The following is a 22,793-nucleotide window of genomic DNA, read 5'->3' as shown; positions in this document are numbered from 1 at the left end:
CCCGCATCCGCCCTGCAGGACGACCTTGAAGCTCGCGGTCGCCACTTTTTGACAGATCGGCTCCTGATGACCAGGTCATCCACCTTAATCGACATAGACTCACGTCCCAATGCAAGATTGCGCGCGGAACTCGACCACCGCACCAAAGTTACACCGGCGATGCTTCATTCGATCGACAAGCAGGGGCGTCTCATCTCAGTCAGCGATGCCTGGCTTGCCAAGCTCGGATATGCTCGCGAGGAAGTCATCGGACGGCCCTCCTCCGAGTTTCTGACGCCGGAATCGCGGATGTATGCAATTCGGGAAGTCTTGCCCGCATTCTTCCTGTCCGGCCGCATCGACAATGTCGAATATCAAATGGTGTGCAAGGACGGCCGGATCATCGATGTTCTCCTGTCTGCCGTGCTGGACGACAGCCTGCCGGAAATGGGGAGCGTTTCGGTTGCTGTCATCACGGATGTGACTGCGTTCAAGGCTGCCGAGCAGCAACTGATCTTGAGCGAAGCCCGTTATCGGGAACTGGTCGAGAGCCAGTCGGAGCTGGTGTCCCTCGCAAGCCCGGAAGGCGTGTTCAGCTTCGTCAATCATGCCTATGCGCGCCACTACGGGCTGCAACCGCATGAAATGGTGGGCAGGAACCTGTTCGACTTCATTCCGGAGGATAGTCGGGCCGCTGTCGCAGAACATTTGCGAATGGTGTGCGGCGTCAGCCATAGCGTCGAGATCGAAAATCAGGTGGTCCTGCCGGATGGACGGGTCCGGTGGATGGCCTGGACCAACACAGCATTGTTCGACTCGAAGGGTCAGGTGACGACCATTCACTCGGTCGGTCGCGACATCGACGATCGCGTTGCGGCGGAACGACGTCTCCAGGAAAGTGAATCTCGCTACCGTCTGCTGGCTGATCACAGCACCGACATGGTGTTGCAGCTCGACCGCGACCTCGTGCGCCGATATGTTTCGCCGGCCTGCCGAGAAATTCTCGGCTTTGAGCCCGAGGAACTGATCGGGGCCAAGCCTATCGGCATGGCGCACCCCGAGGATGCGCCGGGCGTGGCGCTCGTCTTTCAGTCGCTGCTCGAGGGCCGCATGGAGCGACACTCGATCATCAGCCGCGTTCGTCACCGGGACGGGCACTGGATATGGGTGGAGGCGCAGCTCAAGGCACTGAAAGACCCTACGACAAGCACGGTTTCCGGAATTATCGGCACGCTCAGGGATGTTTCGGCCCGGAAGGCGATCGAGGATCAGTTGCAGGAAGCAAATCGTCGCCTGCAGGCGCTTGCCGAGCAGGACGCGCTGACAGGCCTTGCCAACCGGAGATACTTCGACGAAGCGCTTCTGCGCGAGCACGCCCACGCTCTAAGCCAACGGACGAACCTTGCACTGCTCATGATCGACGTGGACCGGTTCAAATCCTTCAATGACCGCTACGGCCACCCATCGGGCGACGAATGCCTGAAGAGGATCGGCGGAGCAATTAAAGACACGATCCGCCGCGCCGGTGACGTCGCCGCGCGGTACGGCGGAGAGGAATTTGCCGTACTGCTGCCGGGTGCCGACGGATCGGAAGCGGCGTCTGTCGCAGAGCTGATCCGTCTCGCCGTGCTTCACCTTGGAATTGAACATGAAGCCAGTCCGAACGGGATCGCCACAATCAGCGTTGGCGTCACCGGGCTGACCGGTGATTCCTCGTGTGGCCCCGAAGCGCTTGTGCGGGAAGCGGACCGCGCGCTCTATAGAGCGAAAGAACGCGGCCGAAACACCGTTGTAATTGCTCACGATTGACTTCACTTCGGGTCATTTGCGAACCCCTCACCCACGGCTCCATCCATGTATTGCGAAAGCTGGGCGCTTTAGCGCTGCGGCTCGGCGGGTGTCGATGCCAAGTCACCGTAGCTGCACTGCTATCGGATGATCGGCAGAGCCAACGTGAGGAGCGCGGCGAAGACCATGAGGACGCCGTAAGGTATCTTCCGGCTCGCCCGGATTTCCCCAATGCGCATGAAAAAGGCGAGATGTGCGACGCGCAGCGGGACCGGCAGCCGCAGGACCAGGAGCGTCACGACTCCGAGAACGAGGAGCAAAAACGAAAACGGCAGCATCCCATGCCATCCGACAAAGAGGCCGATCGGCAGGAAAAGCTTGGCGTCTCCTGCGCCAAACAGCCGGAACGCCCACAGAACCACCCCAAGCACGAACATCAGCAGGCCGGCCCCGACGTCGCCGCCAATTCCGCTCGACGCAAAAAGTGCCGCGCCGACATCCTCGGATCCAAGCATCACGGCCACCGCGCGCAGCGCATAAAGTGTCACGAGCGCGAGAACAACCGTGTTGGGAATCTTCCATGTACGGAAATCGGTCCAGGCGGCGTAGAGAAAAAGTAATACTGATAGTGAGCTAATAAAAGCGGCCATTTGCGACATAGGAATCAACCTTTTGGGCTATGATTGTCTATCAGGTAACTTCGATTTCCACTCAACTTTGGCGAATACGCCGGTTTTTACCGCCAATCATCGGGCTTTAGTCTTAACCATAAGTATAAATCTCAATTCAATCTGGTATAAAACAATTGACTAAATTAGAATTAACAGACTATTAATATTCCCAGTCGAAGAGGCGGTCTCGACGACAAGGTGGCCGAGGGGATTTACGGCCCACAACTTATCCGGAGGAAATTCTCGATGAAAGCATTTGTAAACAGCGTACGCGCTTTCGCGCGGGAAGAAGATGGGGTCGCACTCACGGAATACCTTATTCTGCTTGCCCTGTTGGTTGGCGGCGTGATCGGGGCGGTAACACTGGCCGGCACCAATCTGGCCACCGTTTGGAATGCATGGGCAGGTTGGTTCACCGCCACGCTCGCCGTCCCGGCCTGATATTGGCCTACGAAGAAGAGAGGGGGTTTTGTTAACCCCTCTCTTCTAAATTAGAAGCAACGAATGGATGCACTTCGTCCAGTGTAGCGAGTAACCGCGATGCGTTCTTCAACGATTCTCAGTCTCCTCATTGCGTTTGTACTCGCCGCAGCAGCAGTTTTCGGCATGCGCGAGTATCTCTCCGATCAAAAGGCCCGGCTGCTGGCGATGAACGGCATGAAGCCGGAGGAACGGACGCTCGTCGTCGCCGCCAAGCCAATGCGCTTCGGCGACCGGATCCGCTCCGAAAATTTGAAAGCCATTCCGTGGCCCTCCAATGAAACACCCGCAGGCTCGTTCGTCAGCATCGAGGCGGTCGTCGGCAACGATGCCCAGCCGCGTTATGCCATGGCGGCGATCGACCCTGGCGAGCCGGTGCTATCCTCGAAAATCACCGGTACCGGCGAACGCGCCACGCTTTCGGCGGCGCTCGACCAGGGCATGAAGGCGGTCTCCATTCGCGTCAACGACGTGCTCGGCGTTGCCGGCTTCGTCAGGCCCTCCGATCGCGTCGATGTGCTCCTGACGCGGGTGGTACGCGGGCCAGCCGGCAATGATCAGACTTTCGTCGACGTGCTTCTCCAAGGCGTCAAGGTGCTGGCGGTGGACCAAACGGCAGACGAACGCAAGGACGAGCCATCCGTCGTCAAAACCGTGACCTTCGAGGTCACGACCGATGAGGCGCAGCGCCTTACGCTCGGCTCCAGTATCGGCACGCTGTCGCTGGCGCTTCGCAATGTTGCCTCTTCCTCTGTCGAGCAAACCCGACCGATCACCGTCGCCGACCTTGGTGGCGGGGCGATGGCGACGGAATTAAGCAATGACTTGGAAAAGAATAAGTTGCCAGAACCTGAAAAACAAGTGCAGATTGTGGAACAAAAAGTCGAACCGGTGTTGCCGGTCGAGCCAAAGTGGGTGACAGTGGGTGTCTGGAACACGACGAAGCGCGAGGAGCACCGAGTCGGCCTGGTCCAGTGATATTTAGGCGGCGTGCCGCAGATGCGGCTAGCCGAACGAGGGGGCTAAAGCAGGCATGGCGAATGGCAAGAGAAGAAGCGCAAGGACGACAAGCCTTGCGGCACTGGCGGCGACTTTTTCAGCCTGTGTGATTTTAGGGCCTGGGTTTGCAGGCTGCGCCAGCGCACAGGAAAAGTCCGTCACGCTCGGCAAGTCGGTCCAGCATGTGACGTTGCCTCCAAACGAGACACTGACGCTCAATACCGGACAGCCCTTCGGCGATCTGGTCATCGGCAGCGCCGACATGATCGACGTGGTGCCGCTTTCCGACAAGTCGCTGTTCGTCCGCGGCAAGAAGACCGGCGCCACCAATATCTCGGTCTATGGCGACGACAAGTCGCTTCTCGGCGTCATCGACATCCGCGTTGCCAGCGATTTCAGCGAAGTCTCCGCCGCCATTCGCTCTGCGGCGCCTACGGCCCGAGTCAGGGTGTTCAATTCCAACGATCGCATTCGCCTGGTAGGCGTGGTCCGGGACAGCATCGAATTGCAGCGGGTGCTGGAAATCGCCCAGTCCTATTCCGAGCAGCCGGTGCTGAACCAATTGCGCGTCAGTGACAGCCAGCAGGTGATGCTGGAGGTTCGTATCATCGAAGCCTCGCGCCAGACGGGTCGTGACCTCGGGATCGGGTGGTCCGGATACGGCAACAACAACCGCATCGGCAAGGCGACGACCAGCCAGGGTATCGCCGTGGACGATAGTGGCAACCTGGTCCGGACCCTGGTTGACCCCAAGGGTGCGGCAACAGGTATGCTGCCATTCGGCCAATTGATCGCCAAGGTGCTGGAAATTTCGGGCGGCCACATCGACGTGGTCATCAACGCGCTCGAGCAGAAGGGATTGGTGCGTCGCCTGGCGCAGCCGAACCTCATCGCCATGAGCGGCTCGACCGCCAGCTTCCATGCCGGCGGTGAAGTGCCGATCCTGAAGACGACGAACAACGGCACGACGGTCGCCACCGAGACGGACTATCGCCCCTTCGGTGTGCGGCTGACCTTCAAGCCGGTGGTGCTTGACGACGGTGTCATCAATCTGGAGATCGAGCCTGAGGTTTCCGAGCTCGATCCATCGATCAACGTCAACGGCAATCCGGGATTCATTTCGCGCGCTGCCAGCACCACGGTCGCGCTGCGCGACGGTCAGAGCTTTGCCTTGGCCGGCCTGCTGCAGTCGGTCAATGCCAAGGACATCCAGCAGATGCCGGGCCTCGGGCAGATACCGGTCCTCGGCGCACTGTTCCGTTCGACGAGTTTCCAGAAGAAGGAATCCGACCTCGTTATCGTTGTCACCCCGCACATTGTGCGACCGGCTCGACCTGGTGAGGATCTCTATAGTCCACTCGATCAGACGCGTTCGTCCAACGACGTCGAGCTTTTCGCGCTCGGCGTGATGGAAGTCGACAAGGACATGCTTCGACGGTTTCGCAATGGCGTAGGTGTGACGGGCCCCTATGGCCATCGTCTCGACCTGAATCAGGGAGGCAAAGTCGTTGTTACAAAACGCTAAGCGGGTCCTTCTCGTCCTTGCCGCCGCCGGCCTCGCTTCCGGCTGCGCCGACTACATGAACAATCGCGACTCGATCACCTTCGGGGTCGGGAACGCCGTAGAAGCAAACAAGGCCATCCATATTCAGGACCCCTTCCCGCCGGAAGCGCAGCGAACCCAGATCGCAAGCGACGGCAAGGTCATCCGCAGGGTGGTCACGCAGTACCAGAACGGCGGGGTGGGCGTCATTCAGGCGTCACCGGCCATGGGGGCGAATGGGGCGTCCAACGGGGCGACCGTCAGCCAGTAGCTGGCGAAGGCATGACCGGCGTCAGTGCGCCGGAGGGGAATGCACAAAACAGGGGTCGTCGCGGCGATAGCGCCGCGATGGGGGGTGTGCCAATGCTGAGCAGAGTTGTCAGACGGTTCTGGAACGATCATCGCGGCTATGTCATCGCCTTGACGCTCATCGCCATGCCCATGCTTCTCGGCTTTTCGCTGCTGGTCATCGATGTCGGCCGCAGCAGCAACCTGCATACCGATCTCCAGAACGCCGTCGATGCGATGGCGCTCGCCGGAGCCCGCGAACTCGATGGCCGTGACGATGCCATTACCAGGGCGCAGACGGCGATCGAGAAAATCGCCAACAGCGCGGCTTTCTCAGGGGGCGGGACCGGCATGTCGCTCGGCTCGCATATATCAGTGAGCTATGACGCCGGAAACGATGCCGGGAGCACTGTTACCGTGCTTTTTCTGAAGAACATCCCGGCCAATGACGATACGGCTATCCCGTCTTCGATGGAGACGACAGTGGCCAGCGAAGCTTCCTATGCCTGGGTCATCGCCAAGCCGCAGGCGATGCAGACGATCTTTCCGATGCCGGTTGGTTTCACCCGCGATACGATCAACATCGCTGCCGACGCCGTGGCGGTCTACCACGCCAGCGCCTGCGACGTGACGCCGATCTTTATCTGCAATCCGTACGAGCCGGTGGGCAACACGAGCGAAAGCGCCAGTGAATCTGCAGCGACGGCCTTGCACACCAATTTTGCGGCCGGCAATCTCTACGGACGACAGATCGAGCTTCACAGCACGTCGGCGTCCAATCCCGGTCCCGGCAATTTCGGCTTCCTGCGGACGCCCTTGGGCAATGGTGCGTCCGTGCTGGCGGAGGCTCTTGCGACCGGCAATCCCGGCACCTGCTATACACAGGACAACCTCGATACGGAGACGGGCGCAAAGGCCGGGCCTGTCGAGGACGGCGTGAATACGCGCTTCGGCTTTTACTCCTCATCGTTCAACAAGGTGAACGGAAATTATCGTTACCGACCTGCGCAAAACGTACGCTCCGCACAGACAATCACCGGCAAGGGAAAGAAAGCCTGCGATACGTATAATCCAGTCATGGTCGGATCCGTTGTCGGCGATGCCACCAAGGCTTTGCCGCTGGGTTACGGAGCGGCTATGACCTCGCTTGCCGGCGGCAAGATCAGCAGCGGCAACAATTGGAATTACTCGACCTATTGGAACGTCGCGCAGGGAACGGCTGTGCCGTCGGTGAGCACGGTCCTCAGCAACTACTCCAGTTATCCCCCGCAGGCGACGGGAACACCGACCCAGCCCTCGGCTTACGATGTTTATCGTTACGAGCTCGCAACCGCGTCGCTCATCAGCCATGCCTCGGCGAATGGTGAGACCGGAACACCGGCAACGGGTGGCCAGTGCTATACCGGCCCGGATCTTTCGAACTATACGGCGGCCGAATTTGGTGATCGCCGCGAGATATTCTCGGCCATTGTCAATTGCGGCTATGAAGCCTCGGTCGGCCATCTGAACGGTCACAAGGCGACGCGCGCCGTGGCCTTCGCCCGCATGTTCCTGACCAAGCCGGCGATAAAGGATTCCGGCGAACGATATCTTTCCCTGGAGATGATCGACATAACAGGCAAGGGTGGTCGCGGTACGCTGGACGAATTCCTGCGGGAAGAAGCGGAGTTGGTCAGATGATGGCGCTCCGCAATTTTATCTTGCATCGGCTTTGCCTGGGCTTCTGGCGGCGGGAGGAAGGCGCAGTGCTTGCCGAAGCGCTGCTCGCGATCCCCTTTGTGACCCTCTTTGCGGCGGGAATACTGGAGTTTGGCAGTATCTTCTGGCAGCGCATGCAGATCGATGCCGGTTTGCGCGATGCCGGGCGTTACCTCTCGCGCTGCCGACCGCTGTCGGGAACCTATGTGCCGACCTGTAGTCAGGCGACGGCGAAGACGATTGCCTTTTACGGAACGCAGACACCCGCGGCAGGCGCTGAACCCCGCGTCCCCGACTGGAAGGACGCTTCGGACATCACCATCACGGCCCCCGATGCGGATGGCAACATCACCATTTCCACTGCTCATCTCTACAAGAGCTCGCCGGTGTTCGGGTTTCTCGGAATCGATGCCATCACTATAAGTTCCTCCCATGAAGAGAGGTACATCGGATGGTGACCTCTAAGGCAATCAAGACATTCTGGCAGGAGAGCGATGGTGTCAGCCTTGTCGAAGCCCTGCTGACCTTTCCGATCGTCATGCTGGTGTTCGCCGCCTTCATCGAGTTCGGCTATGCCATGTCGCAGTGGAATCAGACGGTCAAGGCCCTGCAATATGGTGCCCGTTTGGCTGCGGTATCCGATCCGTTGACGACCAATTTCAATGCCGTTTTCCCGGTCGACGCTGCCGATCCGCTCAATAACGGCAAAGCGGCGCCGAACGATGCAACAATATCCTCGACCTGCGGACCGGCTCTTGCCAACTGCACGGCGGCATTGAACCGGATCGTCCTGGGAAGCGACGGCGTTTGCAACGTCGGAACCGATCCCCACCCCGGTATTTGCGACCTCAATTGGCGCATCACGCCGGATAAGCTGGTGGTCACCTACCAGCGATCGGGGCTGGGCTATTGGGGCCGGCCGGACGGGCCCGTGCTGACGATGCGGCTGGAGGTGCGCGACATCACCTTCGATCTGCCGATCCTCGGCGGACTGTTGGGACTGAACGACGTCACCATCCCGGCCCATCCGGTGACGATCACGACGGAAGATCTGAAGACCTGCTCAACCTGCTGACTCCTTTTATCACGCGTAGGAAAGCGAAATGACAGCTCACATGAACATTGCTGCATCCACCAAAATCCTGGTCCTCTCCGACGACGCGGCTGCAGCGAGCTTCATGCTCGATACGTTCGGGTCGCTTTCGCGTTACGATGTCCGCCATCTGGCACTGAAGGCGCTCGGTGAAAAGGGCAAGTTCGATCCGACGCAGTTCGACTTGATTGTTCTCGACGTCGACAGGGGCGAATTGCTGCAGCGTCCGGAGCTCTTCGCGTTTCGCACCAGCCACCGGGATGTTCCCCTCGTCGTCGTTTCCGAAGATCTCCCGGACGACATGCTGCGGCTGCTCTTCCGCCTGAACGGCAATGACTGGCTGAAGAAGCCGCTTGAGCGCCGCGCACTGATCGACATGATTTCGACCCATGCGCCAGGCACTGGGGCCAGCGACAGCCGCGTGCATGCCGTGGTCTCAGCCGTCGGTGGCGCCGGCGCCAGCATGATCGCCTCATCGCTCGCGCATGTGCTGGCCCAGCCGACCAAGAATTCCAAGCCACGGGTTGACCTGTTCGACACGGATTTCTGCGCCGGGACACTTGGCTATTATCTCAACCTCGTCAACGACTACGACTTGAAACCGGTCATCGCCAATCCCTCGCGCGTCGATCTGGAATTCATCGATCTGGTGAAAAAGCGCCATTCGGGGGGCTTTTCGCTGCTGTCCTTCAAGCAGCCATCCGTGCTTCTGGCGCCGAAGGGCGGCGAACTCGTGCTGCGTATGCTCGACGTCGCCGCCTTCGAGAGCGACCACACGATCATCGACATTCCCTATTATGACACGCCGTGGAAATACGATGTGCTCACTTCGGTCAACAGCATCTGCATCGTCACCGAAATGACGGTTCCCGCCCTTTCTCAAGCCAAGGATTTGTTTGCCAATCTGGTGCGGCTGCGAGGCACTTCGGATCAGATATTCATCGTCATCAACAAATACCGCGCCAAGCTTTTCGGCCTCGGCGTGCGCCGGCAACAGACGGAAAAGATATTCAAGGATATCCCAACGCATGTCATTGCGGATGACTGGGACACCCTGAGCGAAGCGGCCAACCGCGGCGTGCTGCCATTCCAAGTGAATTCCCGGGCGCGCTTCTGCACCGCGGTCGGCAAACTCGGAGCATTGGTGCGATGAAGGCGATCGACAGTGGGCGCATAAGGTCCTGCGCCGCCCGTGTCAGCCTTCTAGTTTTGGCAATTCTGGCGGGTACCGGGGATGCGGCGGCAGCCGGGCTTGTGCCACGAAGTCTTGGTCCGACGACAAGCGCCATGGTGGCGATCGAAAAGAACTACGCGCCCGGGACAATCGTCGTCGTTACTGCGAACCGCACGCTCGATCTCGTCATCTCCCAGGGACGCGCGATTCGCTACAAGATCGGCGTCGGACGAGACGGCTTTCGCTGGAGCGGCACCGTCAAGGTTGGACGCAAGGCTGAGTGGCCTGACTGGCGCCCGCCTGCCGAGATGAAGGCGCGCGCAGCCGGGCTGCCGGACCTGGTGCCTGCCGGGCCGCTTAATCCATTGGGCGCTCGCGGGATCTATCTCTACAAGGGCGGGACCGACACGCTCTACCGCATTCATGGAACGAACGAGCAGTCGACGGTCGGCGGTTTCGCGTCATCGGGCTGTTTTCGCATGAGCAATGCCGACGTCATCGATCTCTACGAGCGGGTGAAAGTCGGTTCCACGGTCATTGTAAAATAGTCAAGGGTGGGAAGCATGGCGAACGGCATCATGGGGCGTTTCTATAAGCGGCAGGAGCCTGAAAGCCGGGAACATCCGGAGGCGGCCGAGGTGTCCCTCGTCGGCACTGTTCAGAACATACCTGCCCAGCCGGTCCCTGACAGCGCCACGGCGAGTGGCGACGAGGCTTCGGTCGGGGCGGACATGGTTTCCGAGCGGGTCAATCTGCACCGCTACCTGCTCGATCGCATCAACCTCGGGATCCTCGACACGATGGACAACGAGGAGATCGCCACCGAGATCCGGCCGTTGGTCAAGGACTATATCCGGAGTAACAACTTTCCGCTGAATGCCAAGGAAATCAACGATCTGATCCGCGATATCACCGACGAGATGCTCGGGCTGGGACCGGTCGAGCCGCTGCTGGCCGACGACACCATCGCAGATATTCTCATCAACGGCTATAACAGCGTCTATGTCGAGCGGCGCGGCAAGCTCGAGAGCACCCCCGTGCGGTTCAAAGACGAGGACCATCTGCTTCGGGTGATCAACAAGATCGTCTCGGCCGTTGGCCGCCGGGTCGACGAGTCGACGCCGATGGTTGACGCCCGACTCAAGGATGGCTCACGTGTCAACGTCGCCATCCGGCCGATCTCGGTCGATGGACCGCTCGTTTCCATTCGCAAATTCACCCGCAAGCCGCTGACACTGGAGCGCCTTGTGCAATATGGCGCGATGGCCGATGCGATGCGTATCCTTCTCAGCGCCGCAGTCAAGGGCAAGGTGTCCATGGTGATTTCAGGCGGCACCGGTTCCGGCAAGACCACCCTGCTCAATGCTCTCTCGTCGCAGATTTCTCCAAAGGAGCGCCTGATCACCATCGAAGATGCGGCCGAGCTTCAGCTGCAGCAGCCACATGTCGGGCGTTTGGAAACACGACCGCCAACGCTCGACGGACGCAACGAGATCCGGCAACGCGAGCTTCTGAAAAACGCCCTGCGCATGCGTCCTGACCGCATCATCGTCGGCGAAGTCCGCGGCGACGAGGCGTTCGACATGCTGCAGGCGATGAATACCGGTCACGAGGGATCGATGACGACGATTCACGCCAACACGCCCCGCGACGCTGTTGGCCGTCTTGAGCAGATGGTCGGCATGGCCGGGATGCCGATGTCGCAGTTGAGCATCCGCTCGCAGATCTCTTCCGCCATCACCGTCATCGTGCAGGTCCAGCGGCTGAGCGACGGCAGCCGCAAAGTCGTCTCGATTTCCGAGATAACCGGCATGGAAGGCGAAGTCGTGCAGATGCAGGAGATCATGAAATTTAAGAAACTCGGCACCGATGAAGGCGGGCGGATCCATGGCGAATTCCGCGCCACCGGCATCCGGCCGCGATTCGTCGAGGAATTTGCCGAGCTCGGGATCGAAATCCCTGTGGCGATTTTTGATCCCGGTAAACCGCTGCAAACGGGACCTGTTCAATGAACCTGACTCTTCTTTACGCGGCCGTTTTCACCGCGGCGCTTGTTGCCGTCGAAGCGATCATGCGCGGCTACTTCAAAACATCCGAACGCCACCGCGCCGTGAACCATCGGCTGAGATTGCTCGAGGTCAGCGATGATCATCGCAAGACCTATGGTGATATGCTGAAGGAGCGCGGCGTCGCCAGGAGTTGGCGGCAAAATCCCGTGATGCAGCGGCTGCTGCAGTTCTACGCCCAATCGGGAATCAAGTTCGATGCCAGACGATTTGCTCTCTTCACAATCGCGGGCGCATTGTTGACGTGGCTGATCGTTCAGTTCCTTGTGCCGAACAATCTGTTTAGAGTACCGGTCTTTCTCCTGATCTGCATTCTCATCCCTGCACTCGTTGTCTGGCGCGCCCGGGCGCGCCGCATGAAGACATTCGAACTGAAGCTTCCTGAAGCGCTCGATGTCGCCAATCGCAGCTTGGCCGCCGGCCACCCGCTGCCGGCGGCGATTGCCTTGGTGGCACGCGAGATGCCTGATCCGATCGGCACCGAGTTCGGCCTCCTCACGGATGAACTCACCTACGGCGTGACGCTGGACAATGCTCTTGTCAACTTGGCCGACCGGGTCGGCGTCGAGGATCTGAACCTGCTTGCCATATCGCTGAGCGTACAGGCAGGAACCGGCGGAAATCTGGTGGAAATCCTGCAGAACCTTTCGAAAACGCTGCGAGACCGGTCAATGCTCAGGGCAAAGGTGAGGGCAATTTCCTCGGAAGGACGCATCACGGCGATCTTCATGTCGGTCTATCCGTTTTTGCTCTACGCGATGATCAAGGCGTTGTCGCCGACCTACTTCGATCCCGTCTGGGACAGCGGCCACGGAACCACCGTGGTGTGCGCTTTGCTGGCCGTCATGGCGGTCGGGAATGTCATTCTCTACAAGATGGTGAACTTCGAGTACTGAGGCGGTCATGTCGAGTGAGTATGGAATCTACCTCGTCGTTTTCTTTGCGGTGCTGATCTTTACGGCAGCAGCCTCGGAATTGTTTTTTCGACAGCGCGAAGTCTCGGTTCGGGTATCGAAGAGTTCGGCGGTGGCCGGCGAGGAATTCCACCTTGGCGATACGACGATTGCCGATCTCGGCGAGGCGGAAAATCGCCTGATCCGTCGTTATTTCGAAATTACGCTACGTGACACGAATTTGAATTCCACGCAGAACAGGCTGATTCGGGCTGGGTATTTCGCTGCCGGCGCCGTGACCACCTTCCAGGTGGTTCGCGCAGTGATTTGTATCAGCATGCTGGTCGCGGCGGTCTGGGTCCTAAACCGGGTCTCGCCGAACATGTCGCAGGCGGCGACCTTGTTCCTTGGCATGTTTGCCGCGGGCGCGACGTTCATTCTGGTCAACATCTATATCGACCGGCGGGGCGCCGCCAAGGAGAGGGAATACCGCCGCCTCTTTCCCGATTTCATGGATATGCTGATCGTCTGCCTCGATGCCGGGATGAGCATTGAAGCGGCCGCGAATCGCGTTGCCCGGGAGTTCGTCGACAAGCAGCAGGACTTCGGCCTGCATCTGTCGATCATGATGCTGGAAGTGCGGGGCGGCCGGCGATTGCGCGAGGCGCTCGCGAACCTTGCCACCCGCCTGAGGATCGACGAGGCCCGCGCCCTTTCCGTTCTGTTCCGCCAATCGGAGGAGCTCGGGACCAGCGTAACGCAGACGCTACGGGTCTATAGCAAGGAGATGCGCGACCTGCGCATTGTTCGCGCGGAGGAAAAGGCGAACGCCCTGCCGGTCAAGATGCTGCTGCCGCTCGGCGCGTTCCTTTTTCCGGTAAGCCTCTTCATCGTTCTTGTACCCGTTGTTATGCGTGTCGTCAGTCTTCTCATGGGCATGAAACCTGGCGGTTGAGCCAAGCGAGGTCGTATGCAGTATTCGCTCGAACAGAATCGTAACGAGGCCATCATTTCCCTCGATCCGCGTATGCCGATGGCACCGGCGAGCATAGAACAAGCGGGACTGGATCCGTCGTTCCTGCTTCGGCTGGCGGCAAAATGTGCGGCCGAGCAGGATACAATCACGGCATCTCATCTGGCCGACCGGATCAAATTGCCGAAAGTAATCATCAATATCCTGATCAAGGAACTCGTGAAACTCGCCTATCTCGAGGCTCGCGGTTTGGCGGGTGAGGATGTGCGATCCGATATTCGCTATGCGCTGTCAATGAAGGGGTTCGAATATGCCCACGCGGCGTCGCGTCAATGCCAATATGTCGGCCCGGCGCCGGTGTCGCTGGACGCGTTCTGCCGGCAAATAGGCCTGCAGTCCATCCATCATGAGCGCGTCACCCTGGAGCGGCTGACCGAGAGCCTTGAAGGGCTGGTGCTCGCAGACGCCCTTGTCGAAAAGCTCGGCCCGGCCCTGAACTCCGGTCGCTCGATCCTGCTTTACGGGCCACCCGGCAACGGCAAGACGAGCATCGCCGAGCGGACGTCGCAACTGTTTCGCCAAACCATCTGGGTGCCTTATGCCATCGAGGTCGGCGGCCATGTCATCAGCTTCTATGATGAAGCAGTGCATCATCCCGTATCGGAGGCTGACACGGAATCCCATCCGAAAGCCGATCAACGATGGATCGAATGCCGCCGCCCGGTGATCAAGACGGGTGGGGAATTGACCCTCGATCAGCTCGATCTCACCTTCAACGCGGGGCCAAATGTCTATGAGGCGCCCATCCACTTGAAGGCGTCCGGCGGCGTCTTCATCATCGACGACTTCGGGCGCCAGCAAGTGGCGCCGCAGGCGCTCATCAATCGCTGGATCGTGCCGCTCGAGCGCGGATACGACTTCCTGACGCTGCATACCGGCAAGAAGTTCAAGGTTCCCTTTGACGAGTTGGTCGTGTTTTCGACGAACATTGCGCCGAGGGACCTTTCCGACGAAGCGGGCTTGCGGCGTCTCAAGTACAAGATCTTTGTGAACACTCCATCGCGTGACGAATATATCAAAATATTCAAGTCCTATGCCAGCGGCGCCGGATTGGCTGTCGGTGATGCGGACCTGAACCTGTTCTATGATCGCAAGTACAATGGAGATGTGCTAGCCTCTTGCTATCATCCGAAATATCTTTTGGATTTCGTCGGTTCGTACTGTGATTTCAACGGATTAGCGAGAATCGCGTCACTCGATATGCTGGAGCGCGCGTGGGAAGGCGTATTCACATCGGAATGATTGCGGACACGGCGTCCTGATCCATCCAAATGAACGACTTACGGGGGAATAAACGAATGACCAGCATCCCGAGCATCGACGGCGAAGTCGGCGGCACGAAACCAAGCAATGTGCGGACAATTGAGCCGAGAGCCACAAAAAACCCGCTCCTCGTCGGCCTGCTCCTCATGCTGTTACCGGTGAATGCCGGAGTTCTCATTTATACGGCTAAGAACTCAGCCGATGTTCGCGAGAGCCGCGAGACCATCGCTGCGCTCAAGAGGTCCATTGATGGCCTGAAAGGACAACTCGATAAGCAGTCGGACAAGATCGCGAGCAACGCCAAGGCCGACGAACTTGCAATTATCCGTCAGGAGATGGAAAGCCTGCAAAAAGCAATGCTTTCGACGAATGAACAGATGCGTAGCGCCACAAGCGGTGCACGGATGGGTTCCTCTTTGGTCCTGACCGCGCCGGGCAAGGAACCGGCACAATTTTTCGCACCCCGTGCCGTGCCGGCAGAAACTCAAGATAGCAGTCTTGCGTCCGTTGAAGCCGCAGGAATTGCTGTCAGTGACCTGCCGCACTACGAAAGAACACTCTCGCCGGAAGGCCAGCTCATCCTTCGGAAGGCGCGGTAAACAACCACCGCAGAGAAATCTCCAAAGCGACTGCAGGACTCTACCAGGAGGCCGCCGGATGCTTGAATGCGTCAAGGGTGTCTCACGCAGACGACACTCAGAGCTTATCCCCGCTGAGGGTAATTGACGCTGTTCTTCATCAATTCGAGATTACGGGCGGTGACTTCGTTTCCGGGATCGAGCTCATAAGCTTTCAGGAAATATCGTCTGGCATTGCGCAAGTCACCGCGCAAAAGGTGAGAATATCCGATATTGTTGTAGTAGACCGGCGTATTGCCGATCATTCGCGAGAGTTGCTGATAGGCGCGGTCGGACGTATCGAAGCGGGCGACCATATCGGCGGAGGCCGCCAGGCCCAGCCAGGCGGCCGGATCTTCCGGAAAAACGTCAACTGCGCGTTTGTAGATGGCGTAGGATTTTCCGTAGTTCTTTTCCTGGAACTGCAGCTTCCCGTTGGTGATCAACTCGTCGTTCTTATAGAAGGCGACGGCCGAGTCATCCTCGAGGGTCTTTGCACTATCGCCATAAGCAGCGAGACCATCGCTGGATGATTGGCAACCAGCCAAGATCGCTCCAGCCGCTATCAAAAACGCGATGCATTTAGTCCCAGCTCTGATCTGCAACATCGGCAATTTGATCCCCCATCAGACATTCTTACCAAAGATCCGGATGCGTTCACCTGAGATCATCGTAAAAAAAAGCTAACAACTCGAGAATTTTAGCAAACAGTCACAAAAAAGCGACAGCTGCGGCCTTCGCGCGGAAGGCGCCAAGATGATAAACGCCGACCACTCAGAGTTGGTATCATGTGTCCGATGATTCTCAGAGCAGAAAATTAATCAACGTCGCCTGCCCTGCTCGGCAGGTCGGAGCGTCGTCTGCGGATCGCTATTTTCACGCTGATACGAGTTGGGCCGTCACTGGCCTGCGCGATTGCGTCGATCCTTGCAGCCGCAAAGACATCTCCGGTCAGGGTTCATCCATGCCAATATCGCGCTGATCGCGACCGGTCTAACCATTGGGCGGCCAGCAGTGGCGCAATCCTGCCTTTTCGATGTTGCGCTGCCCCAGTTGCAGCAAAGCGACTGGTCGTTCCTGCCGCTGTCCTACTCACCGCTTGGCGTCGTCCTTTTTTATATCCATGTTTGCGGCTTGCATCTGCTGCGATCTAAGAATCGCTAAGCGTGCGATATCGGTGTGATAGAAAGAGTCGGACCGCCCCTCTCCAATAACATCGGCAGAGGCTCGGCGTTCTTTGCCTGTTCGTAGATCCTGAGACTCCTCTTTCTTTTTCTTTGTAATTTCCGCCATATATTAGACATTATGTATGTTCCGCAGATTCTCACGCGGGGATTAAGCTGTTGGCGATGGCAACCGCCAATCTTCACTTTGTTGTTTTTGCTGCTCTCAGCTTGGGGCTTCGTCGCACCGTCGGCGTCCGACCGCGCTTCTGTCGTTCTCAAGGTGAACGGCGCCATTGGGCCTGCGATAGCTGACTACGTGGTACGAGGCATTCAGAGTGCCGGCGAACGTGGAGCGGTCTTGATCATTCTGCAAATGGACACACCAGGTGGCCTTGATACCTCCATGCGGGAAATCATTCGCGCGATCCTTGCCTCGCCGGTGCCTGTCGCGGGCTTCGTCGCACCAAGCGGGGCACGCGCAGCCAGCGCCGGCACCTATATTCTCTACGCAAGCCACATTGCGGTCATGGCGCCTGGGACCAATCTGGGTGCGGCGACACCCATCGCGCTCGGCGTAAAGCCTTTCGGCGGTGATGAGGAACCCGAAAAGAAGCCGGGCGAAGCTGGTGGCAAGCAGGCAGAAGCCCCAGGCGATGCCCACGAAGCAAAAGCCGTTAACGACGCAGTCGCTTACATTCGCGGGCTTGCGGAATTGCGCAATCGCAACGCCGACTGGGCAGAGCGGGCCGTCCGCGAAGCTGCAAGCCTTTCATCGACGGCGGCAGTGCGCGAACATGCCATCGATTTCATCGCCGTTGATGTCAACGATCTTCTTGCAAAGGCACAAGGGCATATGGTGCGGGTCGGCCAAACGGACGTCCGGCTCGATACCGCCGGTTTGGCCGTGCAGGAATTCGAGGCTGACTGGCGCACGCGCCTGCTTTCCGTCATCACCGATCCGAACATCGCAATCATCCTGATGATGGTCGGTATTTACGGCCTTATCTTCGAATTTCTCGCGCCCGGGACAATGCTTCCCGGCACGATCGGCGGAATCTGCCTCCTCCTTGGTCTCTATGCCCTGGCATTGTTGCCGGTGAGTTTTGCCGGCCTTGGGCTTATTTTCCTCGGCGTGGGACTGACTGCAGCTGAGGCGCATTCGCCAAGCTTCGGCGCTTTCGGCATTGGCGGCGGGATAGCCGTGATTCTCGGTGCAACCATTTTGTTTGACACCGATATACCCGGCCTGGAAGTCTCGCGCCCCCTACTGGGCGCAATTGCCTTTGCGACTCTTGCCTTTAGCCTTGTCATTGCTCGCCTGGCATTCACCTCGCGCTTGCGCCAGGTTGCCACCGGTGCAGAGGAGATGATCGGCATATCAGGCAGAGTTGAGAGTTGGACGGGGCTCACGGGGTACGTCATTGCGCATGGCGAACGCTGGAAGGCGGTTTCCGCCGAACCCCTTGTTGCCGGTGACCTTGTCAGCGTGACCGGCCGCAATGGGCTGGCGCTTGAGGTCGCCAGCCGTCCAAAGGACACGTAACGGCGCTCCGGAAGCAGGAGGAGGAGTCATGGATATGTTTGCAGATCTTGCCTTCTATTTGGTCGCCATTGTCATTTTGGTCGCCATCCTCGCATCCGCCGTCAAGATCCTGAGGGAATATGAACGCGGCGTCGTGTTCACACTTGGCCGCTTTACCGGAGTCAAGGGACCCGGCTTGTTTCTGCTCATCCCCTATGTCCAGCAGATGATCCGGGTCGACTTGCGCACGCGCGTGCTCGATGTCCCGAGCCAGGACGTCATCTCACATGACAATGTCTCGGTTCGGGTCAGCGCAGTGATCTATTTCAGGGTTATTGACCCCGAGAAGTCGACAATTCAGGTCGAAGATTTCATGATGGCAACAAGCCAACTTGCTCAGACAACGTTGCGCTCCGTGCTCGGCAAGCACGACCTTGATGAAATGCTGGCAGAACGTGACAGGCTCAACTCGGATATTCAGGAAATCCTGGATTCTCAAACGGATGCTTGGGGAATTAAAGTAGCCACCGTCGAGATCAAACATGTCGACATCAACGAGTCGATGATCCGTGCGATTGCTCGCCAAGCGGAAGCCGAACGCGAACGCCGCGCAAAGGTCATCAATGCCGAGGGCGAACAGCAAGCTGCAGCGAAGCTGCTGGAGGCGGCCGAAATTCTGGCCAGGCAGCCTGAGGCGATGCAACTTCGATACTTGAGCACTTTGAACGTCATCGCCAGCGAGAAGACTTCGACGATCTTGTTTCCCTTCCCGATGGAGCTCGGGAATCTGATGGCCAATAAGCCGAAGTGATCGAACGAAGGGCATGGCCCGGCCGCCATCCCGTCGTCTTGGCCAGCTCGGCTCAGATGTGCAAAGCGTTCCCCAAGGCTTTCAGCGCTGCCTCCATGACCGCTTCACTGCGGGTCGGATGGGCGTGGATGGTGCCTGCAATATCCTCCAGGCGCGCGCCCATCTCGATCGCCAGGGCAAAGGCCGCCGAGAGTTCGGAGACCCCTGCCCCGACCGCCTGCAGGCCGAGAACGAGATTGGTGTCGGCACGGGCGACGACGCGCACGAAACCCTCCTCCGAGAGCATTGTCATCGCCCGTCCATTGGCGCTGAACGGAAACTGGCCGGTGCGGATTTCATAGCCTTGCGCCTGCGCTTCCGCCGGCGAGAGGCCGGCGCTGACGATCTCGGGGTTGGTAAAGCAGATGGCGGGAATGCAGCGCTTGTCCCAGGCGCGCTTCTTGCCGGCGATGATCTCCGCCACCATTTCACCTTGCGCCATGGCCCGGTGCGCCAGCATCGGCTCGCCGGTCACGTCGCCGATCGCATAGATGCCGCGCATCGAGGTGCGGCAGCGATCGTCGATCCTGAGATAGGGACCGGCGCGATCGAGGTCGAGCTCTTCGAGACCGGATCCCGCCGTTCGCGGGCGGCGACCGACGGTCACGAGGATGCGGTCGGCCGGCAGGCTTTCTCGCCGGCCATCGGAGGTTTCGACAAGCAACGCCTCGCCGTTGTCGGCAAGACCCGTCGCTTTTGCACCCGTCAGCACCCGGATGCCGCTTTCGGTGAGCTTGCGCATGACGGGCCGCACGAGTTCGGCATCATAAAGCGGCAATACCTGCGGCGTCGCCTCGACGACCGTTAACTCCGATCCCATCTTGGCGAAGGCCATTCCGAGCTCCAGGCCGATATAACCGCCGCCGATCACGACCAGCTTTTTCGGCAGCTCGGTCAGCGACAGCGCCTCGGTCGAGGAGATGACGCGGCCGCCGAATGGCAGGTTGGAAAGCTCCACCGGATCGGAGCCGGTGGCGATCACCACGGTCTCGGCGCGGATGATCTGCTGGCCGGTTTCCGTCTCGACCTCCACCGTCTTGCCATCGCGAAAATGAGCCCGGCCATGGACGATCTTGACCCGCGCCTTCTGCAAGAGCCCCGAGACGCCGCCCGTCAGCCGGCCGACGATGCCGTCCTTCCAGGCGATCGTCCTGCCAAGATCGATCGAGGCGCCTTCGACGCGAATGCCCATCGGATTCTTGCCGGCGAGCATCTTCTGCGTGGCGTCGAACTCCTCGGCCGCATGGATCAGCGCCTTGGAGGGAATGCAGCCAACCGTCAGGCAGGTGCCGCCCGGCTTGCCAGCCTCGACGATGACGGTATCGATGCCGAGCTGCCCGGCGCGGATGGCGCAGACATAACCACCCGGGCCGGCGCCGATGACGAGGAGCTTGCAGACAATCTCTTTCATGGATCAGCCTTCGATGAAAATGAGCGCCGGGGTTTCGAGGAGCGTGCGAATGCGCTGCACGAAGGTCGCCGCATCCCAGCCGTCGATGATGCGATGATCGAAGCTCGAGGAGAGGTTCATCATCTTGCGCGGCACGAACTGCGTGCCATCCCAGACCGGGCGCGTGGCGATCTTGTTGACGCCGATGATCGCCACTTCGGGATGGTTGATGACGGGTGTCGAGACGATGCCGCCGAGTGCCCCAAGCGAACTGATGGTGATGGTCGAGCCGGAAAGCTCATCGCGCGTCGCCGTTCCCGACCGCGCGGCCTCCGCCAACCGGACCATCTCTGCGGCGCAATCCCAGATGCCGCGTGCTTCCGCGTGCCGCACCACCGGCACGGTCAGACCGGCGGGCGTCTGCGTGGCGATGCCGATATGCACGGCACTGTGGCGTGTGATGATGCCGGCATCGTCGTCGAAGGTGGCGTTGACCTCGGGCTGTTGGGAAATGGCCTTGATCAGCGCCCGCATCAGGAAGGGCAGCACTGTCAGCTTCGAGTGCCCTTCCCGGCGGTCGCTGTTCATCGTGGCGCGCAATTCCTCGAGCGCGGTCATGTCGACTTCCTCCACATAGGTGATGTGGGGAATGCGCGAGGTGGACAGCACCATCTTCTCGGCGATGCGGCGGCGCAGGCCGGTCAGCTTGATCTCCTCGGTCGCGGTCTTTCTGACGAGACCATTCTTTGCCGTTGCTGGCGCTGCTCCCTGAGACAGAAACTGCTCGACATCCTCGCGCAGGATGCGTCCGGCAGGTCCGGTGCCCTGCACTTGCCGGAGATCGACGCCGCTTTCCCTGGCGAAGAGCCGCACAGAGGGGGCTGCCAGCGGCTTTTCGGCCGGAGGCGAGGCGGGAGCCGGCGGGGCCGCAGCAGCCGGAGCCGGCCGTGCAGCTTCGACCTTGACCGGTTCCGCAACCGGCGCCTGTGAGATCTGTACAGGCGGAGCCTCGCCGGCATTGCCCGCCGTTTCGATCCGCACCAGCGGCGCCTTGACCGCGATCCGATCTCCTATCTCGCCGGCAAGCCAGATGACGGTGCCGCTGACGGGTGATGGAATTTCGACCGTCGCCTTGTCGGTCATGACGGCGGCGATCACCATGTCCTCGCGAACCGGATCTCCTGCCTTGACGTGCCATTCCACCAGCTCGGCCTCGGCGACCCCCTCGCCGACATCCGGCATCTTGATGATGAATTCGCCCACGGCTCAGGCCTCCATGACTTCGGCAAGCGCCCGCCCGACCCGGCCGGGACCGGGAAAATAGTCCCACTCCTGCGCATGCGGATAGGGCGTGTCCCAGCCGGCGACGCGCACGACAGGCGCTTCGAGATGATAGAAGCAATGTTCCTGCACCAGCGACACGACTTCGGCGCCGAAGCCCGAGGTGAGGGTCGCCTCATGGACGACGACGCAGCGCCCGGTCTTGGTGACCGATTTGACGATCGTATCGAGATCGAGCGGCAGCAGGCTTCTCAAATCGATCACCTCGGCATCGATCCCGGCATCCTCGGCCGCGGCAAGCGCCACATGCACCATCGTGCCATAGGCAACCACGGTCACCGCAGACCCGGCGCGCCGCACTTCGGCCTTGCCGATCGGTATGGTGTAATGGCCGTCGGGCACCTCGCCGAGGTCGTGTTTTGACCAGGGTGTCACCGGCCGCTCGTGATGGCCGTCGAAGGGGCCGTTATAGAGCCGCTTCGGTTCCAGGAACATGACGGGATCGGGATCCTCGATCGCCGCGATCAGCAAGCCCTTGGCATCGTAAGGGTTGGAAGGCACGATCACCTTCAGGCCGCAGACATGCGTAAAGAGTGCTTCCGGGCTCTGACTGTGCGTCTGGCCGCCGAAGATGCCGCCGCCGGTCGGCATACGCACGACGATCGGGCAGGTGAAATCGCCGTTGGAGCGGTAGCGGATGCGCGCTGCCTCCTGCGTCAGCTGGTCATAGGCAGGATACATATAATCGGCGAACTGGATTTCGACGCAGGGCTTCAGCCCATAAGCGGCCATGCCGATCGCCGTGCCGACAATGCCGGACTCGCTGATCGGCGTATCGAAGCAGCGTGTTCTGCCGTATTTTGCCTGCAGGCCCTGGGTGCAGCGGAAAACGCCGCCGAAATAGCCGACATCCTCGCCGAACACCACGACATTGTCGTCCTTCGCCATCGAGACGTCCATGGCGCTGCGCACGGCCTCGATCATCGTCATCCTGGCCAT

At 59.8% G+C, this 22,793-nt stretch carries 22 protein-coding genes; 17 read left to right on the top strand and 5 right to left on the bottom strand.

What is annotated here, in order from left to right:
* Positions 1-66 precede the first annotated feature (66 nt).
* Entirely contained in the window at positions 67-1,788 is a 1,722-nt protein-coding gene (locus EFD56_RS16465; RefSeq protein ID WP_225881627.1) for a sensor domain-containing diguanylate cyclase, read from the top strand.
* A gap of 119 nt (positions 1,789-1,907) precedes the next feature.
* Here EFD56_RS16465 and EFD56_RS16460 read toward each other — a convergent pair whose 3' ends face one another.
* The gene (locus tag EFD56_RS16460; protein WP_064825947.1) at positions 1,908-2,426 is read right to left on the bottom strand and encodes a prepilin peptidase; all 519 of its coding nucleotides are present in this window, start codon (positions 2,424-2,426) and stop codon (positions 1,908-1,910) included.
* Between the two features lie 258 nt (positions 2,427-2,684).
* Here EFD56_RS16460 and EFD56_RS16455 point away from each other — a divergent pair, with 258 nt between their 5' ends.
* The 14 genes from EFD56_RS16455 (at position 2,685) to EFD56_RS16390 (ending at position 15,567) form a co-directional block, all read left to right on the top strand.
* A complete protein-coding gene (locus EFD56_RS16455; protein ID WP_064819592.1) occupies positions 2,685-2,879 on the top strand; it encodes a Flp family type IVb pilin in 195 nt (64 codons plus the stop codon).
* A gap of 99 nt (positions 2,880-2,978) precedes the next feature.
* Positions 2,979-3,896, top strand: coding sequence for a Flp pilus assembly protein CpaB (gene cpaB / locus EFD56_RS16450; RefSeq protein WP_064819591.1), 918 nt, complete (start codon positions 2,979-2,981; stop codon positions 3,894-3,896).
* A gap of 55 nt (positions 3,897-3,951) precedes the next feature.
* A complete protein-coding gene (locus tag EFD56_RS16445) occupies positions 3,952-5,442 on the top strand; it encodes a type II and III secretion system protein family protein (RefSeq protein WP_064825946.1) in 1,491 nt (496 codons plus the stop codon).
* The gene (locus EFD56_RS16440; RefSeq protein WP_064829026.1) at positions 5,426-5,731 is read left to right on the top strand and encodes a hypothetical protein; all 306 of its coding nucleotides are present in this window, start codon (positions 5,426-5,428) and stop codon (positions 5,729-5,731) included. The genes EFD56_RS16445 and EFD56_RS16440 overlap by 17 nt, the downstream gene beginning before the upstream one ends.
* Before the next feature lie 92 nt (positions 5,732-5,823).
* Positions 5,824-7,428, top strand: coding sequence for a TadE/TadG family type IV pilus assembly protein (locus EFD56_RS16435; RefSeq protein ID WP_126905816.1), 1,605 nt, complete (start codon positions 5,824-5,826; stop codon positions 7,426-7,428).
* Positions 7,425-7,904: a TadE/TadG family type IV pilus assembly protein gene (locus tag EFD56_RS16430; RefSeq protein ID WP_064819587.1), complete on the top strand. Its 480-nt coding sequence runs from the start codon at positions 7,425-7,427 to the stop codon at positions 7,902-7,904. Before EFD56_RS16435 ends, EFD56_RS16430 begins: the two co-directional genes overlap by 4 nt.
* Positions 7,898-8,521, top strand: coding sequence for a TadE/TadG family type IV pilus assembly protein (locus tag EFD56_RS16425; RefSeq protein ID WP_126905815.1), 624 nt, complete (start codon positions 7,898-7,900; stop codon positions 8,519-8,521). Before EFD56_RS16430 ends, EFD56_RS16425 begins: the two co-directional genes overlap by 7 nt.
* A 28-nt stretch (positions 8,522-8,549) precedes the next feature.
* Positions 8,550-9,692, top strand: coding sequence for a pilus assembly protein (locus EFD56_RS16420; RefSeq protein WP_126905814.1), 1,143 nt, complete (start codon positions 8,550-8,552; stop codon positions 9,690-9,692).
* Positions 9,689-10,261: a L,D-transpeptidase gene (locus EFD56_RS16415; protein WP_064829021.1), complete on the top strand. Its 573-nt coding sequence runs from the start codon at positions 9,689-9,691 to the stop codon at positions 10,259-10,261. Before EFD56_RS16420 ends, EFD56_RS16415 begins: the two co-directional genes overlap by 4 nt.
* Positions 10,262-10,276: 15 nt before the next feature.
* Positions 10,277-11,725, top strand: a complete 1,449-nt coding sequence (locus EFD56_RS16410; protein WP_126905813.1) for a TadA family conjugal transfer-associated ATPase — start codon at positions 10,277-10,279, stop codon at positions 11,723-11,725.
* Positions 11,722-12,675, top strand: a complete 954-nt coding sequence (locus tag EFD56_RS16405) for a type II secretion system F family protein (protein WP_126905812.1) — start codon at positions 11,722-11,724, stop codon at positions 12,673-12,675. Before EFD56_RS16410 ends, EFD56_RS16405 begins: the two co-directional genes overlap by 4 nt.
* Before the next feature lie 7 nt (positions 12,676-12,682).
* Positions 12,683-13,627: a type II secretion system F family protein gene (locus tag EFD56_RS16400; protein WP_126905811.1), complete on the top strand. Its 945-nt coding sequence runs from the start codon at positions 12,683-12,685 to the stop codon at positions 13,625-13,627.
* Between the two features lie 15 nt (positions 13,628-13,642).
* Positions 13,643-14,947 (top strand): ATP-binding protein, encoded by a 1,305-nt coding sequence (locus EFD56_RS16395; protein ID WP_126905810.1) that lies wholly within the window; start codon positions 13,643-13,645, stop codon positions 14,945-14,947.
* 56 nt (positions 14,948-15,003) lie between these two features.
* Positions 15,004-15,567: a hypothetical protein gene (locus EFD56_RS16390; protein WP_126905809.1), complete on the top strand. Its 564-nt coding sequence runs from the start codon at positions 15,004-15,006 to the stop codon at positions 15,565-15,567.
* Between the two features lie 104 nt (positions 15,568-15,671).
* Here EFD56_RS16390 and EFD56_RS16385 read toward each other — a convergent pair whose 3' ends face one another.
* The gene (locus EFD56_RS16385; protein ID WP_004677566.1) at positions 15,672-16,193 is read right to left on the bottom strand and encodes a tetratricopeptide repeat protein; all 522 of its coding nucleotides are present in this window, start codon (positions 16,191-16,193) and stop codon (positions 15,672-15,674) included.
* A gap of 697 nt (positions 16,194-16,890) precedes the next feature.
* On the opposite strand from EFD56_RS16385, the gene EFD56_RS16375 reads away from it, so the two are divergent.
* Both EFD56_RS16375 and EFD56_RS16370 read left to right on the top strand, forming a co-directional pair.
* Positions 16,891-18,294 (top strand): NfeD family protein, encoded by a 1,404-nt coding sequence (locus EFD56_RS16375; protein ID WP_126905808.1) that lies wholly within the window; start codon positions 16,891-16,893, stop codon positions 18,292-18,294.
* A gap of 28 nt (positions 18,295-18,322) precedes the next feature.
* Positions 18,323-19,084: a slipin family protein gene (locus EFD56_RS16370; RefSeq protein WP_037147349.1), complete on the top strand. Its 762-nt coding sequence runs from the start codon at positions 18,323-18,325 to the stop codon at positions 19,082-19,084.
* Positions 19,085-19,136: 52 nt separating this feature from the next.
* On the opposite strand, the gene lpdA is transcribed toward EFD56_RS16370, so the two are convergent.
* From lpdA to EFD56_RS16355, 3 genes are read right to left on the bottom strand one after another with little or no spacing between them, the layout of a single operon-like run.
* Positions 19,137-20,534, bottom strand: coding sequence for a dihydrolipoyl dehydrogenase (lpdA, locus tag EFD56_RS16365; protein WP_126905807.1), 1,398 nt, complete (start codon positions 20,532-20,534; stop codon positions 19,137-19,139).
* Between the two features lie 3 nt (positions 20,535-20,537).
* A complete protein-coding gene (locus EFD56_RS16360) occupies positions 20,538-21,776 on the bottom strand; it encodes a dihydrolipoamide acetyltransferase family protein (RefSeq protein WP_126905806.1) in 1,239 nt (412 codons plus the stop codon).
* Positions 21,777-21,779: 3 nt separating this feature from the next.
* Positions 21,780-22,793, bottom strand: a complete 1,014-nt coding sequence (locus EFD56_RS16355; protein ID WP_029532061.1) for an alpha-ketoacid dehydrogenase subunit beta — start codon at positions 22,791-22,793, stop codon at positions 21,780-21,782.

It is taken from the genome of Rhizobium phaseoli, assembly GCF_003985125.1.
In the GTDB taxonomy this organism is placed as follows: Bacteria; Pseudomonadota; Alphaproteobacteria; order Rhizobiales; family Rhizobiaceae; genus Rhizobium; species Rhizobium phaseoli.
This window is presented reverse-complemented; position numbering and strand designations above follow the sequence as displayed.

What these genes read in the sequence shown, in the direction of transcription:
- EFD56_RS16405 (WP_126905812.1), top strand. Translation starts at nt 11,722, where the DNA reads ATGAACCTGACTCTTCTTTACGCGGCCGTTTTCACCGCGGCGCTTGTT.
- cpaB (WP_064819591.1), top strand. Translation starts at nt 2,979, where the DNA reads ATGCGTTCTTCAACGATTCTCAGTCTCCTCATTGCGTTTGTACTCGCC.
- EFD56_RS16355 (WP_029532061.1), bottom strand. Translation starts at nt 22,793, where the DNA reads ATGGCCAGGATGACGATGATCGAGGCCGTGCGCAGCGCCATGGACGTC.
- EFD56_RS16430 (WP_064819587.1), top strand. Translation starts at nt 7,425, where the DNA reads ATGATGGCGCTCCGCAATTTTATCTTGCATCGGCTTTGCCTGGGCTTC.
- EFD56_RS16375 (WP_126905808.1), top strand. Translation starts at nt 16,891, where the DNA reads ATGTATGTTCCGCAGATTCTCACGCGGGGATTAAGCTGTTGGCGATGG.
- EFD56_RS16425 (WP_126905815.1), top strand. Translation starts at nt 7,898, where the DNA reads ATGGTGACCTCTAAGGCAATCAAGACATTCTGGCAGGAGAGCGATGGT.
- EFD56_RS16390 (WP_126905809.1), top strand. Translation starts at nt 15,004, where the DNA reads ATGACCAGCATCCCGAGCATCGACGGCGAAGTCGGCGGCACGAAACCA.
- EFD56_RS16410 (WP_126905813.1), top strand. Translation starts at nt 10,277, where the DNA reads ATGGCGAACGGCATCATGGGGCGTTTCTATAAGCGGCAGGAGCCTGAA.
- EFD56_RS16465 (WP_225881627.1), top strand. Translation starts at nt 67, where the DNA reads ATGACCAGGTCATCCACCTTAATCGACATAGACTCACGTCCCAATGCA.
- EFD56_RS16385 (WP_004677566.1), bottom strand. Translation starts at nt 16,193, where the DNA reads ATGTTGCAGATCAGAGCTGGGACTAAATGCATCGCGTTTTTGATAGCG.
- EFD56_RS16400 (WP_126905811.1), top strand. Translation starts at nt 12,683, where the DNA reads ATGTCGAGTGAGTATGGAATCTACCTCGTCGTTTTCTTTGCGGTGCTG.
- EFD56_RS16420 (WP_126905814.1), top strand. Translation starts at nt 8,550, where the DNA reads ATGACAGCTCACATGAACATTGCTGCATCCACCAAAATCCTGGTCCTC.
- EFD56_RS16395 (WP_126905810.1), top strand. Translation starts at nt 13,643, where the DNA reads ATGCAGTATTCGCTCGAACAGAATCGTAACGAGGCCATCATTTCCCTC.
- EFD56_RS16455 (WP_064819592.1), top strand. Translation starts at nt 2,685, where the DNA reads ATGAAAGCATTTGTAAACAGCGTACGCGCTTTCGCGCGGGAAGAAGAT.
- EFD56_RS16415 (WP_064829021.1), top strand. Translation starts at nt 9,689, where the DNA reads ATGAAGGCGATCGACAGTGGGCGCATAAGGTCCTGCGCCGCCCGTGTC.
- lpdA (WP_126905807.1), bottom strand. Translation starts at nt 20,534, where the DNA reads ATGAAAGAGATTGTCTGCAAGCTCCTCGTCATCGGCGCCGGCCCGGGT.
- EFD56_RS16435 (WP_126905816.1), top strand. Translation starts at nt 5,824, where the DNA reads ATGCTGAGCAGAGTTGTCAGACGGTTCTGGAACGATCATCGCGGCTAT.
- EFD56_RS16445 (WP_064825946.1), top strand. Translation starts at nt 3,952, where the DNA reads ATGGCGAATGGCAAGAGAAGAAGCGCAAGGACGACAAGCCTTGCGGCA.
- EFD56_RS16370 (WP_037147349.1), top strand. Translation starts at nt 18,323, where the DNA reads ATGGATATGTTTGCAGATCTTGCCTTCTATTTGGTCGCCATTGTCATT.
- EFD56_RS16460 (WP_064825947.1), bottom strand. Translation starts at nt 2,426, where the DNA reads ATGTCGCAAATGGCCGCTTTTATTAGCTCACTATCAGTATTACTTTTT.